Origin of the sequence: Acinetobacter sp. YH16056_T (assembly GCF_024605895.1) — a bacterium.
GTDB classification, from domain to species: Bacteria; Pseudomonadota; Gammaproteobacteria; order Pseudomonadales; family Moraxellaceae; genus Acinetobacter; species Acinetobacter amyesii.
In genome coordinates this window covers 1,929,461-1,942,971 of record NZ_CP094545.1, presented here as the reverse complement: position 1 = coordinate 1,942,971, position 13,511 = coordinate 1,929,461, and the positions used below count along the sequence as shown (strand labels likewise).

Sequence of the window (13,511 nt, the reverse complement as noted above, 5' to 3'; positions counted from 1 at the left end):
CATTAATTTTATCCGAACAGCAAGAAAAAAATATTTTGAATGAGTATAAAGGTCTGCTTGAAAAGAAAAAGTATGAAAAAGCATATAAAAAATTAGATTTCTTTCATAAGTCATTTTTCACTCAGCTCCAAGTTATAAATTCCAGCAATTAGATTGAATCTTAATGCTAGTCTTTTGCCTCGATTGCGATATCGCTCAGCAAGAATTTTGAAGGTTTTCAAACTGCCAAATACATGCTCAATTCCAATTCTTCTTTTATTGATTTCCTGATTATAGATTTTTAGTTCGGAATCCAGTTTACAGCGCTTCTTTGCTTTTAATGGCAACAAGCTATTTGGATACACTGTATAAATTCCCTGATAACCCTTATCCGCAAGGATAAATGCACCTGCAGGAATCTGATTCAAGTTACGTCTGAAGAGTTCGAAATCATGTACGGCACCACGACTCGTACATAAACTCAGGATTTTTTGAGTTTGATAATGAATGATGGCCTGTACTTTGAAAGTGTGGATCTTTTTCTTGCCGCTATAGCTTTTCTTCTGTTTTTTTAGGCCTTTGGATTGGAATTTCTGTGGCATCCACGATCACAACATTCCAATCGATGCCTTCGCCCTCGGGTAAATCTTTGGGTAAATTAAAGAGATTGGACCGAATCAGGCAGTCTTCAACATGACGGACAATTCTTGAGGCTGTGGGCTCTGAAACCCCGTAGCTCGTCGCAACGTGAAATAAGGTTCGGTATTCCCGCCAATAGCTTAGACAGAGCAGAACCTGGTCTTCCAGGCTTAACTTGGGCGGTCTGCCTTTGGCAGGGACATGTTTCTTCAATTGCTCAACCATCAAATAGAAAGTTGACCATGAGATGCCTGTGTATCGCTTGAACTGAGGATCAGAAAGCTTGTTTGAATCGATGTATTTCATCCGCAGATTATGCACGAATGCTAAGAAATCCGGAGTGCAAATATTAACCAAAAAGAAGATCGTTTTTTGATTTATGAAAGAGATCTATTATTAACTTTAGAAAACGTAAATAATATTAGGGTGTGTTGACATTTACAGCCGATAAATTGAGCTAAAGAGGCAACCATATAAATATACAAGCTAAAGCAACAGCGCTTTGATAGTTACGTTTTAGCTTATCGTATCTTGTGGCAATTCCTCTAAATTGTTTTAATCTACAAAATGCATTTTCAACTAAATGTCTGATTTTATACATATACCAGTCCATATCATCATTGCTAGATTTGGCATTTGATCTTCGAGGAATGTTTGCTTTCGTATTACTTTCTCTAATTTTCTTTCTGAAACTTTCTGAATCATAGCCTTTATCTGCACATAGCATTTCTGACTCTGTTAAATCTAATTTTGATACAAGATCAGGTGCAACCTTAATATCATGTGAAGTTCCATCTGAAATAATAAATTCAATAGGATTACCATTTGAATCGATTGCTAAATGTATTTTTGAACTATTACCACCAATACTTTTGGAAATACTTTGATTCTTAATACCAGCTGAATGTTGATGCGCTCGTACATGGCTCCCATCGATAAAAATCCACTCTTTATCAGCATGCTGGCTGAATAATTTAAAAATATTCATAAACTTACTATTTTTAGACCATCGATTATATTTCTTAAAAATAGAATTTGATTTACCAAACTCTTGAGGTAAATCACGCCAAGGACAGCCTGTTCTAATTCGAAATAAAATCGCTTCAATAAAATTCCGTAAATTTAATTTGAGATAAATATTAAAGTGACGGAAAATAGCAAGTAACTTGGACCAGTGTTGATCATTTAGCATTGTTCGAGGCATAGCGAGTGTAAAATTGGGTTTGGCGATTTAATTTTACTATCTCGCTATTTTTTTAATCAACAAATGTCAACAGACCCTAGTAGTTATGCTAAAAATGAGCTTGGGAATTTTTATGAGAATGGAATTTATGTCGATAAAAATTTAGATTCTGCATTAAAATATTATGCTGAAGCTGGAAATGAAAATTATATTCCAGCTATTTATAATGTAGGAAGAGTTCGATTAGAGCAAGGATATTATACAGAAGCAGCATCAATTTTTAAGGAGATTGAAAATGATAATTTCGCGCCAGCCTTTAATTTAATAGGTGTGATGTATAATTATGGCTATGGTTATGATGTAGATTTAGAAAAGGCACTGAAATATTATAAGAAGGCTGCTTTGCTAGGTAATCCAGATGCGCAGTTTAATATTGGGCAAAAGAGGTGGATCAGGAAATTTGAACAACACTTATAAGTGATATTTTGCTCCCCAAATGATGTTATAAACATCAATATATGGAGTATTTTATGGCACGTAGACCAAGAAGAAATCATTCAAACGACTTTAAGGCTAAGGTAGCACTTGCTGCGATCAAAGCAGAAAAAACACTTGCTGAATTGAGTTCTGAGTTTGATGTTCATCAAAACCAAATTATTGACTGGAAAAATCAATTGATCTCAGCTTCCTCACAAGCTTTCGATCAATCAAAAGCTCCATCAGAACCTCCCATTGATCTTAAAAAGTTACATGCAAAAATCGGTGAGCAGGCATTAGAAATTGATTTTTTAGAAGGTGTGTTGAAGAAACTGGGCCGCTTCAACCACAAAAGTTAATCGATCACTCACTTCAGATTTCAGTATCTAAACAAGCTAAGTTACTGAAAGTCTCTCGTGGTTGTTATTATTATCGCCCAAAACCTGTTAGCTCATCAGATCTGAAGCTGATGCGATGTATTGATGAATTACATATGCAATATCCTTTTGCAGGCAGTCGTATGATGCGTGATTTGTTGAAACGTCAAGGGCATCATATAGGACGACGTCATACACGTACTTTAATGAAGAAAATGGGTATTCAGGCGTTATATTGCAAACCAAATTTAAGCCAGGCTAATCAAGCTCACCGTAAATATCCATATCTGCTCAAAGGATTGGCTATTCAGCGCAGTAATCAAGTGTGGTCTACGGATATAACGTATATCCCTATGGCAAAAGGCTTTGTTTATTTATGTGCTGTGATTGATTGGCATAGCCGCAAGGTACTTGCGCATAGGGTATCGATTAGTATGGAGGTGGATTTTTGTATTTCGGCTTTAAATGAAGCGATTGAAAAATATGGATCACCTGAAATATTGAATACAGACCAAGGCAGTCAGTTCACCAGTGATGCATTTATTGATGTATTGAAATCAAATGGCATTCAAATCAGTATGGATGGTAAAGGTCGATGGGTAGATAATGTGATGGTTGAACGATTATGGCGGAGCGTTAAATATGAAGAGGTGTATCTCAAAGCTTATAGCAGTGTCACAGATGCGAAAAAGCAATTGAGTGCATATTTTGAGTTTTATAATCTGAAACGACCTCATTCGAGTCTAGACATGAGAAGCACTGCTTCGCAAGGCTAAATGAGTTTTACTATGATCAGCTACCCCAACAAAACAAGGTGGCTTAACTAGAGCGGAATATCACTTATAAATACGCTTTTAGTTGTTCAAACATGTGGGACCACCTCTCAAATGTATTTTGAAGGAATAGGGGTTAATAAGGATTTTAAGGCGGCTTTCAAGTGGTACACTTTATCGGCAAATCAAAATTATTCTCTAGCGGAGATCCAATTAGCAACATTATATTTTAAAGGGTATGGTGTGGGAGCTAATATTAATACAGCTATTGAAATAATAAAACCATTAGCAATAAATGGGAACCCTGATGCTATTTACAACTTAAGACTTTATTATAAAAAACTAAATAATTCAAAAGATTATGAATACTGGGATAAAGTATGTAAAAAAAACCATGATTGTGATATTTGACTTTAAATTTTTTTAAAATGGCGGATTCAAGCAGCAAGTGCAACAGTATAAAAACCAGCCATAACTTCACTCGGTGTATACCAACCTAGTGTTTTTCTAGGACGATGGTTGAGTGCAAATTCTATCTGCTCTATTTGTTCGTTTGACACGTCATCAAACGATGATGATTTTGGCAGATATTGACGGATTAAACCATTCGTATTTTCATTTCTAGCTCGCTGAATAGACTTGTAAGGGTCAGCGAAATACGCCTCTATGCCGGTATCAGTAATTCTTTTGTGTTCGGAAAATTCTTTGCCATTATCAAATGTCACGCTATAAGCATGGCTCATTCGTAAACGATCTAATGCATAAGTAATCGTTTGAGGGGATGCTCTCGTTGGCCCTAAATGAACAATATGTACGTACAGGCTCTTTCGATCAACGAGAGTTAATAAAGCACCTTTATGATGCTTACCAATCACCGTGTCACCTTCGAAATCTCCTAAACGTTGTCGTTATCAATGACCTCATCTCGGCAATGAATACTTGTTTTATCAATGATTTGACCCCTACGATCCGTGTTTTTGTAACCTCGTTTTCGATATTTCTTCTGATGCCTTAAGTGTAGATGGAGTTTACCGCCTTTTGATTTATCTTGATAAATGTACTGGTAAATCCATTCATGTGAAGGTGCATCCAGCCAACTGCGTTGTGTTAAAGCACCTGAAATTTGTTCTGGTGACCAGTCCAAGCCAATCAAATAATCAATATACGCGAAGGCAAATGCTGTCATTGATGATGAAGGACGGTACCGTCTTTGACTTGCAAATTTAGCTGCCTGTTGAGCCCTATATCCACGTTGCCCAGTATTTCTTTTTAATTCACGGTAGATGGTTGATCGTGAACGCCCTAGCTCCCGAGCAAGGGTAGTGATTGAACTTTTACTTTTCAAAGTAGCATAAATTTTGTATCTTTCATCTTGAGAAAGTTGGGTGTATTTCTTCATTGTGTGCTTTCCAATTGCGAGTTGAAAAAGTCTAATGATTCTATGAATACATCTAACTTTTTCAACTAACTACAAATGTGTCGCACTTGGGATTTGAATCTGCGATGAATAATGACTTAAACTTTGAAAATATGTGCCTTTTTTCTTGTCACCATAGCTTCGCTTTTGTTTTTAGGCTTTTATATTTGAATTCCGATGGTATCTACGATCACCACATTCTAGTCTATGTCTTCACCTTAAATACAGCGTGATGCGCTATCTGTGGTTTATTGGATTTGTGTTGTTGATAGTATGGGTTTATCGTGTGATCGTGGAGAAAAAAGCCGATCAAGTCGAAGATTTTTTAAATCGTAGAAAGCGAAAATAATGCTATTCAGCAGTATAAAAAGGGAGCATGACGCTCCCTTTTTATTGAGTTTATTCAGCTTCCGTTGGGACGAGCATCAGCACAGATTCATTTAATAGCATGGCAATATCTTCTAAGATATCAGCATCATATAAAGATTCGTCTAGCGCTAGACTTTGGCCATCGGCAATGGTTTTTAAATGCACTGCAAATTCGTCTGAGATACAGATTCCTTCGCCATTTGCCCAAAACAAAATATCACCGTCTTGCTCTGTATATAGTAAGCGTGAAGCCGGTTCTAACATGAGTTGATAGCCTTGATCTAAGGCCTCTTCAAGATCACCAGTGCCGATTTCTTCGGCTTCAGGAATATTGTCAGGATATTTAGGTTCTGACATTAAGCTCATGATTGCATCTTCAAGTACGGTTGAATTTTGCAATTGTTCAAATAACTTTTCTTTTAAATACTCAAGTTCATTTTCAGTCACTTGGCCGATCGCACTGATTTGATCACGTAAAATATCAGTTAATGGATTTTTAAGTAGAGGATTGTCTGTGAATTTGTCTGTCACTCGATCCATCATTTCAGTGACATTTGGCATGCGGAAGCCAAATGAATAGGTCAGACATTCATCTTCAGCTACGCCATAGTGTGACAGGCCTGGTGGCACATAAAGTAAGTCGCCGGGAGCAAGCACTTCATCAAAATGAACGTCCATTTCTGGTAGTAAGCGAAGCGGTTGACCTTCGACAAATGAAGTATCTGCATCACACATCTGACCTAATTGCCAACGGCGGTGACCATAGCCTTGTACGAGGAATACATCGTAAAAATCAAAATGTTGCCCGACAGAGCCACCTTTTTGTGCATATGACACCATGATGTCATCACGACGCCATTGCGGAATAAATGAAAACTGCTTCCAAAGCTCGGCTAGGTCAAAAGAATAATGATCGACAGCTTGAACCAATAAAGTCCACAGTTTTGGCATTTTTTGAAAATCGGCTTTAAGTAGTGGAGAAGATTTCACTGTCCATTGGTTAGGATCACGATCTTTTTGTTTGATGAGACGTGCAGTGACATTGTCTTCTAAAGCCAATTCAAGAACGTCTTTCGGTTCAAGTATTTGGGCAATTTCAGGGAGTGCATTACGAACCAATAATGGTTTTTTTTGCCAATATTCGGCAAGGAATTGTTCAGCGCTGATGCCGCCGAGGATGTCAAGAGAATGAGCCATAGCTAAATACATACAATTTCAATGGATATATTGTCCCTTGAGATTCCTGTTTTTAGCAAGGCTCTATTTCATTAAATTATTGCGATTAACTTGAGACTATTTTAAAGGATTGTCTTTGAGATATTGCATGACTAATTTTTCAACTTCCAAATCATAGCTATTGGCAGCAGCCGTTGTCGCTGAAAATTTCATGAATTGCTCAAAATGTGCATTGGTGTCAATTTTAGTATTTTCTTTGTCAGACATTAATTTGAAATGATTCGGCATGACTTTTGCCATCATTTCAACATTTTCGGTTTGTAGTTTTAGAAGTTTTTTCACTTCAACTGTTTGTGGTTGAATGCTTTCAAATTTTTGTTTGCCTAGAGCAACCAGTTTATTGATTTGTTGTTCTGGCGTGCTACTACCACCGGTTTTGGTTTTAGTCCCTAGCTGTTGAATGATTTGCTCCTGCATTGCAGCGCCTTGTTGTTCTAATTCAGCATAGATAAATTTATATTGAACCCATTCATTGACTAAGTTTTTGTTGTATTGCTGAGAGTTGGTCACAGTTTGATTCACTGTATTGGTATGACCGTTTGTCGAACAAAATAGAAGGCTAATGCTAATGAGGCTAGATGAAATTAAATTAAACGTTTTCATGTTTTCAGTTCTTGGTTGTAATAAATAAGTAAGTGACTTTTTAATCATTAGCCCATAAAGAGCTAATGATGTGTTTATTATGCTGTAACAAATAAAGATTTTAAAATTATGGGACTAAGATCTTAAGCTCACGCAAAATATTGCAGAGTTTAATCATCGGCATACCCATGAGTGTAGTTTGGTCTTGCCCGATCATTTCTTCAAATAAGCTAATCCCTAAACTTTCACATTTAAAACTGCCAGCGCAGTGTAACGGTTGTTCAACCTGAACATAACGTTCAATTTCAGGCAAGCTAAGTTTGCGAAACTTCACTTTATAGTGCTCGACAAGGGTTTGTTCAAAACCTGTCGATTTTTGTTGGACACTGAGTGCCGTACTGAAATAAACGATTTTGTCAGAATTGGCTTGAAGCTGCTTAATGGCTTTTTCATCGCAAAGCGGTTTACCGATAAAAATATCTGGTGCACCTTCGCGCCATGCGACTTGGTCAGAACCAATCACAATCGCGTCTGGGTGCTGGTTTGCAATCGCTGAAGCTTTTTCAAATGCCAGTCGCTTCGCTAACTCATCGGCGTGGTTCTCACCGCGAGGTGTTTCGTCTATATCTGGTACGATTGAGTGATAATCAATCCGTAAACGGTCCATTAGGTCTTTACGGGTTTGGCTGCTCGAAGCCAAAATGATTTTGGGAGTACTCATTACACTGCATATTCCATAAGTACATCAAGCGGTACATAAGACAGCGCCGCTTGGTGACACGCTTGTATTTTAATAGGTGGGGCAAATCCTTCTTGATACGCTTCCACCCAGCGAGTCACACAGATACACCAGAAGTCACCAGGTTGTAGTCCTGGAAAACCAACTTCGGGTAAAGGTGTGATTAGGTCATTGCCAACTTTTTGGGAAAAGTTTAAAAATTCAGATGTCATTTGTGCACACATCGTATGCTGACCAAGGTCTGTTGTTGCTGTATGGCAAAAGCCATTTCTAAAATATCCGGTAATCGGATCAAAACAACAGCTTGCCAAGGGTTCGCCTAAAACATTTAAACGATTAATATTTGGGTCTGGATGAATCGACATAAGCGCTGAATCTTTATAAGGCTTTTCGCTATCATAACAAAACTTTGGCTCGACATAGCTTTTCTGCAAAAGAAGCTAACGTTTTTCTGCATAATCATTTAAAATCGTCGCGTTTTGATATCAATAAAAGAGAGTAATGCATGAACTTTCAGCGTATGACTGACCTAGATTTGGCGGGTAAACGTGTTCTGATCCGTGAAGATCTTAACGTACCAGTTAAAAATGGCGTGATTACAAGCGATGCGCGTTTACGTGCGGCGTTGCCAACAATTAAAGCAGCTTTAGAAAAAGGTGCTGCTGTAATGGTGTATTCACACTTAGGTCGTCCTGTTGAAGGTGAGCCTAAAGCAGAACAGTCTCTAGCACCTGTAGCCGCTTATTTAACAGAAGCTTTGGGTCAAGATGTTCAATTGATCACTGACTATTTGGATGGTGTTGACGTTGTGCCAGGTCAAGTGGTTTTACTTGAAAACTGCCGTTTCAATGTAGGTGAAAAGAAAAACAATCCTGAATTATCTGCTAAATACGCAGCACTTTGTGATGTTTACGTAATGGATGCATTTGGTACGGCTCACCGTGCAGAAGCATCGACTGAAGGTGTAGCACGTTGCGCAAAAGTCGCTGCTGCAGGTCCGTTACTTGCTGCTGAACTTGATGCACTAGGCCGTGCACTTAAAACTCCTGCAAAACCAATGGTTGCGATTGTTGCAGGCTCAAAAGTTTCTACTAAATTAGATGTATTAACTTCACTATCTGACATCTGTGATCAATTGATCGTGGGTGGTGGTATTGCCAATACATTCTTAGCTGCTGCGGGCTTCAATGTTGGTAAATCACTTTGTGAAAATGACCTGATCGACACAGCAAAAGCCATTGCCGCAAAAGTATCTGTACCACTTCCAACAGATGTTGTTGTTGCTGATGCTGCTGAAATTGATTTTGCAGACTTCCTTGGTTCATTAGCTGCTGCTAAAGCTGTCGTGAAAAAAGTTGAAGATGTAACAGACAACGACATGATTTTGGATGTAGGTCCTGAAACTGCCAAAGCATTTGCTGAAATCTTGAAAACTTCAAAAACTATTCTATGGAATGGTCCAGTAGGTGTGTTTGAAGTTGATCAATTCGGCGAAGGCACTAAAGCATTGTCTTTAGCGATTGCTGAATCTGAAGGCTTCTCGATCGCGGGTGGTGGTGACACGCTTGCTGCAATTGATAAATATGAAGTTGCAGACAATATTGGTTACATCTCGACTGGTGGTGGTGCTTTCCTTGAATTCGTTGAAGGTAAAACTCTTCCTGCTGTAGCAGCGCTTCTTGACCGTGCTTAATTTAGTATTATCAATAAGATAATACAGTATTAAAAAAGGTTGGCTTCGGTCAGCCTTTTTTTATGGTCCATTCATTTTGCCGTCATCAAAGTGCAATATTTCTGCAATAAAATTCATCGCAACACCTAATTCGCAGTAGTAGGAAACAACGATGAACTTAAAACTTGCACTTGCTGTACTTTTAATTGCTCCATTAACTTTGACAGCTTGTGCTAAAAAAGAGTCTGCACCAACGGAATCAGAAGCATCTGCTGTTGCCGTAGATAATGCTCAAACAACGCCAGAACAACAAAAAGCCATTGATGAACTTGATAAGCCAGTATTGGATGAAAAGAATCAAGATGTTCCTGCTGAAATTGCAAATGCACCTGCAGACGAAGCAACAGCTGACGCTGAAACAGCCGCTTCAGCAGCAGCAACTCACTAAGATTGTTGTCTTTATTTAAAAAGTCCCTGCAAATGCAGGGATTTTTTTTTAAATAGTGTTATTTGTTGCTGAATTGAAATGATTGAGCATGTAGAATATGCGGCATTACCTGGGAGGATATTATGGCTCTTATTTCATTGCGCCAGCTCTTGGATCACGCCGGCGAACATGCTTACGGCGTACCAGCATTCAACGTAAACAACTTAGAACAAATGCGTGCAATTATGCTTGCAGCAGATGTAACAAATTCACCTGTAATCGTACAAGCATCTGCGGGTGCACGTAAGTATGCAGGCGCTCCGTTCTTGCGTCATTTGATTTTGGCAGCAATCGAAGAATGGCCACATATTCCTGTGGTTATGCACCAAGACCATGGTACTAGCCCTGACGTATGTCAACGTTCTATTCAACTTGGCTTCTCATCAGTGATGATGGACGGTTCATTAGGTGAAGACGGTAAAACACCAACTTCATACGAATACAACGTAGACGTGACTCGTCGTACTGTTCAAATGGCACATGCGTGTGGCGTTTCAGTAGAAGGCGAAATCGGTTGTTTAGGTAGCCTTGAAACTGGTATGGCTGGTGAAGAAGATGGTGTAGGCGCTGAAGGCGTACTTGACCATTCTCAGCTTTTAACTTCAGTTGAAGAAGCGCGTTCATTTGTAGCAGATACCAATGTTGACGCACTTGCAATTGCAGTGGGTACTTCACACGGTGCGTACAAATTTACTCGTCCACCTACAGGTGACATCTTAGCGATTGACCGTATTAAAGAAATTCACGCTGCGTTACCAAATACGCATCTTGTAATGCACGGTTCAAGCTCTGTGCCACAAGAATGGTTGGCTGTAATTAATGAATTCGGTGGTAACATCGGCGAAACTTACGGTGTTCCAGTAGAGCAACTTGTAGACGCAATCAAACACGGTGTTCGTAAAATTAACATCGATACTGACTTACGTCTTGCATCTACAGGTGCTATGCGCCGTATGATGGCTGAGAAACCAGCTGAATTTGACCCACGTAAATTCTTCTCTGCAACTGTTGATGCAATGAAACAAATTTGTATCGATCGTTATGAAGCATTTGGTACAGCGGGTAATGCTGACAAGATTCGTCCAATTTCTTTAGAGAAAATGGTGAGTCACTATAAATAATTTGTCTTGAGATAGATTATTTTTGAAGAAAAGCCCACAATTAAGTGGGCTTTTCTTTGATTTGAACTTAGAAAAATTGCTTTAAATACAACTCAAGAATAAGAGCGTGTCATGGAATTGATCTTTGCTGCCGCGATTTGCAGTGTTCTCGTTTCAGTAATTCTAAAACTCTGTCGTGATCGTGGTTTTAACCCTGCACAAATGATCACATGGAATTATGCATCTGCGAGTATTTTATGTTTTCTATGGTTTAAGCCGGATCTAGCTCATATATCGATCAATAAAACACCGTGGGTTTTAATTGCGGCTTTGGGTGTATTACTGCCGACGATTTTTTATTGCTTAGCACGCTCACTGCAAACAGCAGGTATTTTAAAAACCGAATTGGCTCAGCGCTTATCTGTTGTGCTTTCTCTTAGCGCAGCCTATTTTATTTTCAGTGAATATTTTAATGCCATTAAGCTCATTGGTATTGCACTTGGTGTACTTGCGGTATTGCTGATTTTATTTTCACAGCGTAAGGGAAGCATTGATGGAAAGCAGGGGATTTTATTTTTATTAAGCGTTTGGGCAGGCTATGCACTGATTGATGTGTTATTAAAATTTGCTTCAGGTTTGGGCATGCAGTTTGCAGTGACTTTAAATCTGGTGTTTATTTGTGCATTTATACTTTCGAGTATTTATAACATCGTACAACACGGCAGTTTGGGGCAGACCAAAAATATCCTCGCTGGATTGGGCTTAGGTCTCTTAAACTTTGCCAATATTGCACTGTATGTGAAAGCCCACATGTTGCTTAAAGACACACCTGCAATCGTGTTTGCTGGAATGAATATTTTGGTCGTGGTTTTAGGTGTGGTTGCGGGCCTCATCATCTTTAAAGAAAAATTGAGAGTCGCAACCGTATTTGGTTTGATTGCAGGGATCATGAGTGTGGTTTGCTTAGCATATGCCATGTCTGTCTAAGATAATTTTTAGCAAAAACGATCGGGTGTTGTAGCAAATCATCCCACTCAGCCACGCCCATGAGCAGTCCTTGATCTCGACAGGTTGGACACTCAGGGCAGTGATGATCAGTATATTGATAAGTATGCAGATACATTTGATGGCAATGACCGCATTCAAACTTCATCGGCATTTGTAGTAAATATGACATGTCCCACCTCTGCTTGATTTGTTGTTCTGATTCAAATTATTCAGCAAAGTTCAGACCAATTTATAAATATTATATTTTCACATTGTTGCTAAATATGTCGTTATTAAAAAAGCCCTCGATTTGAGGGCTTTTAGTTTTAGATGCTTAGTTAACGTGTGAGTTATTGAAAACGTTGTAAGGTGTTTTCAAAATAACATTTACCCACTGCAACGGGGTGTTTTAGGAAATCTTGAGTTTCAATCGTGCCTTGTAACTGACCCGGTTGTTTACAGTTTGGGCAGTTTGGATAGCTATGGAGCATATCGCCCGCATATTTTTGTAAATAAACCGTATTGCACGCTTCGCAATGAAATTTCATGGGTAATTTTATAGCTGTAGGCATAGGGAGAGACCTGAGTATATTTTGAGCAGAATATACTCGATAATTGTTTAAATAATAAGTCCTGAAATGACAAAAAAGAGGCAAAATTGCCCCTTTCGTCGGTTTTATGGAAAGCTTAAAGATGTGTAAAAATTTCTTCAGCATTTAGACGTGATTTAGGTAATTTCGCATTGAAATCATTTTCGCTACGATAGCCTAAAGTCATCAGTACAGAAGGAATCAAGTTTTGTTCAACTAAGCCCAATTCTTCAGAGATGATCGCTTCGTCAAATCCACCAATCGGAGTTGCATCCACACCTTCAATGCCTGCTGCCAAAAGCATTTGACCTAAAGCAATAAATGTTTGGTTTTCAGCCCAACGTTGAATATCACCTTTTACATTACGATAATAATCGACATAACCTGTACGGCTGTCTTTTTGACCTTGTTTGGCTTTGTCATCTTTAAAGCGACCACTACGATCATCCTGATTTAAAAGATTATCTAAATGCTCTGCAGTGATGTCTGCTTTAGTACAGAATAAAATCGTATGTGATGAATCTAAAACTTTTGGGGCATTGTAGGCATATTTTCCTACTAAGGCTTTAGCAATGCGTTGTTTGGCTGCATCATGATCTGCAATAAAAAAATGCCAAGGCTGAATATTAATAGAAGATGGTGCTAAACGGAGTATTTGTAATAAACGCTCAAATTGTTCCTGCGGAATTTTTTTAGCAGGATCATAAGCTTTCGTGGTATAGCGTTGTTTTGATACGCTTAACAGATCCATCGAATATCTCCAGATATAGTTTGCTGTAGTTTAGCGGATAAACGGCCAAATGGTCTAAGGAGAAAATTTTCCAAGGATAGATCTTAGTCGTATATGCTGTACTCAATGGCTAAAAATTAACAGATTTAAGCTGTATGAAGTGCGAATTAGAGT

At 38.5% G+C, this 13,511-nt stretch carries 15 protein-coding genes and 2 pseudogenes; 7 read left to right on the top strand and 10 right to left on the bottom strand.

Features of this window, described 5'->3' with window-relative positions; genetic code table 11:
* Positions 1 to 110: 110 nt before the first annotated feature.
* From MST17_RS09640 to MST17_RS09630, 3 genes are all read right to left on the bottom strand, one after another.
* On the bottom strand, positions 111 to 581 hold the full coding sequence (locus MST17_RS09640; RefSeq protein ID WP_257246855.1) for a transposase family protein: 471 nt from the start codon (positions 579 to 581) through the stop codon (positions 111 to 113).
* Positions 529 to 924, bottom strand: coding sequence for a transposase family protein (locus MST17_RS09635; protein WP_071851480.1), 396 nt, complete (start codon positions 922 to 924; stop codon positions 529 to 531). The genes MST17_RS09640 and MST17_RS09635 overlap by 53 nt, the downstream gene beginning before the upstream one ends.
* A gap of 151 nt (positions 925 to 1,075) precedes the next feature.
* A complete protein-coding gene (locus MST17_RS09630) occupies positions 1,076 to 1,822 on the bottom strand; it encodes an IS5 family transposase (protein WP_026056797.1) in 747 nt (248 codons plus the stop codon).
* Positions 1,823 to 1,885: 63 nt separating this feature from the next.
* Between MST17_RS09630 and MST17_RS09625 the strand changes: the two genes are divergently transcribed.
* The 3 genes and pseudogenes from MST17_RS09625 to MST17_RS09615 all read left to right on the top strand — a co-directional run bounded on the left by MST17_RS09625 (position 1,886) and on the right by MST17_RS09615 (position 3,839).
* The gene (locus tag MST17_RS09625) at positions 1,886 to 2,278 is read left to right on the top strand and encodes a tetratricopeptide repeat protein (protein WP_257246854.1); all 393 of its coding nucleotides are present in this window, start codon (positions 1,886 to 1,888) and stop codon (positions 2,276 to 2,278) included.
* A 53-nt stretch (positions 2,279 to 2,331) separates the two neighbouring features.
* Positions 2,332 to 3,478: pseudogene (locus tag MST17_RS09620) on the top strand (IS3 family transposase).
* Positions 3,479 to 3,542: 64 nt separating this feature from the next.
* Positions 3,543 to 3,839: a tetratricopeptide repeat protein gene (locus tag MST17_RS09615; protein WP_180027241.1), complete on the top strand. Its 297-nt coding sequence runs from the start codon at positions 3,543 to 3,545 to the stop codon at positions 3,837 to 3,839.
* 26 nt (positions 3,840 to 3,865) lie between these two features.
* Here MST17_RS09615 and MST17_RS09610 read toward each other — a convergent pair.
* The 5 genes and pseudogenes from MST17_RS09610 to MST17_RS09590 form a co-directional block, all read right to left on the bottom strand.
* Positions 3,866 to 4,827 (bottom strand): annotated as a pseudogene (locus MST17_RS09610) (IS30 family transposase).
* A 417-nt stretch (positions 4,828 to 5,244) separates the two neighbouring features.
* A complete protein-coding gene (locus MST17_RS09605; RefSeq protein ID WP_180027242.1) occupies positions 5,245 to 6,411 on the bottom strand; it encodes a cupin domain-containing protein in 1,167 nt (388 codons plus the stop codon).
* A 96-nt stretch (positions 6,412 to 6,507) separates the two neighbouring features.
* The gene (locus MST17_RS09600; RefSeq protein ID WP_180022725.1) at positions 6,508 to 7,053 is read right to left on the bottom strand and encodes a hypothetical protein; all 546 of its coding nucleotides are present in this window, start codon (positions 7,051 to 7,053) and stop codon (positions 6,508 to 6,510) included.
* A 106-nt stretch (positions 7,054 to 7,159) separates the two neighbouring features.
* Positions 7,160 to 7,753, bottom strand: coding sequence for a nucleoside triphosphate pyrophosphatase (locus MST17_RS09595; protein ID WP_180027243.1), 594 nt, complete (start codon positions 7,751 to 7,753; stop codon positions 7,160 to 7,162).
* Positions 7,753 to 8,136 carry a DUF2237 family protein gene (locus MST17_RS09590; RefSeq protein WP_078188698.1) on the bottom strand — a complete coding sequence of 128 codons (384 nt, stop codon included), beginning with the start codon at positions 8,134 to 8,136 and terminating at the stop codon, positions 7,753 to 7,755. The genes MST17_RS09595 and MST17_RS09590 overlap by 1 nt, the downstream gene beginning before the upstream one ends.
* Before the next feature lie 140 nt (positions 8,137 to 8,276).
* Between MST17_RS09590 and MST17_RS09585 the strand changes: the two genes are divergently transcribed.
* The 4 genes from MST17_RS09585 (at position 8,277) to MST17_RS09570 (ending at position 12,017) form a co-directional block, all read left to right on the top strand.
* On the top strand, positions 8,277 to 9,464 hold the full coding sequence (locus MST17_RS09585; protein WP_078193511.1) for a phosphoglycerate kinase: 1,188 nt from the start codon (positions 8,277 to 8,279) through the stop codon (positions 9,462 to 9,464).
* Positions 9,465 to 9,615: 151 nt separating this feature from the next.
* A complete protein-coding gene (locus tag MST17_RS09580) occupies positions 9,616 to 9,891 on the top strand; it encodes a hypothetical protein (protein WP_078188696.1) in 276 nt (91 codons plus the stop codon).
* Between the two features lie 122 nt (positions 9,892 to 10,013).
* Complete coding sequence (gene fba / locus MST17_RS09575; protein WP_180027244.1) at positions 10,014 to 11,051, top strand: class II fructose-bisphosphate aldolase; 1,038 nt, start codon at positions 10,014 to 10,016, stop codon at positions 11,049 to 11,051.
* A 111-nt stretch (positions 11,052 to 11,162) separates the two neighbouring features.
* Positions 11,163 to 12,017, top strand: a complete 855-nt coding sequence (locus MST17_RS09570) for an EamA family transporter (RefSeq protein WP_168379676.1) — start codon at positions 11,163 to 11,165, stop codon at positions 12,015 to 12,017.
* A 350-nt stretch (positions 12,018 to 12,367) separates the two neighbouring features.
* Here MST17_RS09570 and MST17_RS09560 read toward each other — a convergent pair whose 3' ends face one another.
* The gene (locus tag MST17_RS09560; RefSeq protein ID WP_180027245.1) at positions 12,368 to 12,589 is read right to left on the bottom strand and encodes a hypothetical protein; all 222 of its coding nucleotides are present in this window, start codon (positions 12,587 to 12,589) and stop codon (positions 12,368 to 12,370) included.
* A gap of 115 nt (positions 12,590 to 12,704) precedes the next feature.
* Complete coding sequence (gene nfsB, locus MST17_RS09555; RefSeq protein WP_180027246.1) at positions 12,705 to 13,358, bottom strand: oxygen-insensitive NAD(P)H nitroreductase; 654 nt, start codon at positions 13,356 to 13,358, stop codon at positions 12,705 to 12,707.
* Positions 13,359 to 13,511: the final 153 nt, after the last annotated feature.

Coding starts and splice junctions, on each gene's coding strand:
- MST17_RS09640 (WP_257246855.1), bottom strand. CDS start 581: ATGCCACAGAAATTCCAATCCAAAGGCCTAAAAAAACAGAAGAAAAGC.
- MST17_RS09635 (WP_071851480.1), bottom strand. CDS start 924: ATGAAATACATCGATTCAAACAAGCTTTCTGATCCTCAGTTCAAGCGA.
- MST17_RS09630 (WP_026056797.1), bottom strand. CDS start 1,822: ATGCCTCGAACAATGCTAAATGATCAACACTGGTCCAAGTTACTTGCT.
- MST17_RS09625 (WP_257246854.1), top strand. CDS start 1,886: ATGTCAACAGACCCTAGTAGTTATGCTAAAAATGAGCTTGGGAATTTT.
- MST17_RS09615 (WP_180027241.1), top strand. CDS start 3,543: ATGTATTTTGAAGGAATAGGGGTTAATAAGGATTTTAAGGCGGCTTTC.
- MST17_RS09605 (WP_180027242.1), bottom strand. CDS start 6,411: ATGGCTCATTCTCTTGACATCCTCGGCGGCATCAGCGCTGAACAATTC.
- MST17_RS09600 (WP_180022725.1), bottom strand. CDS start 7,053: ATGAAAACGTTTAATTTAATTTCATCTAGCCTCATTAGCATTAGCCTT.
- MST17_RS09595 (WP_180027243.1), bottom strand. CDS start 7,753: ATGAGTACTCCCAAAATCATTTTGGCTTCGAGCAGCCAAACCCGTAAA.
- MST17_RS09590 (WP_078188698.1), bottom strand. CDS start 8,136: ATGTCGATTCATCCAGACCCAAATATTAATCGTTTAAATGTTTTAGGC.
- MST17_RS09585 (WP_078193511.1), top strand. CDS start 8,277: ATGAACTTTCAGCGTATGACTGACCTAGATTTGGCGGGTAAACGTGTT.
- MST17_RS09580 (WP_078188696.1), top strand. CDS start 9,616: ATGAACTTAAAACTTGCACTTGCTGTACTTTTAATTGCTCCATTAACT.
- fba (WP_180027244.1), top strand. CDS start 10,014: ATGGCTCTTATTTCATTGCGCCAGCTCTTGGATCACGCCGGCGAACAT.
- MST17_RS09570 (WP_168379676.1), top strand. CDS start 11,163: ATGGAATTGATCTTTGCTGCCGCGATTTGCAGTGTTCTCGTTTCAGTA.
- MST17_RS09560 (WP_180027245.1), bottom strand. CDS start 12,589: ATGCCTACAGCTATAAAATTACCCATGAAATTTCATTGCGAAGCGTGC.
- nfsB (WP_180027246.1), bottom strand. CDS start 13,358: ATGGATCTGTTAAGCGTATCAAAACAACGCTATACCACGAAAGCTTAT.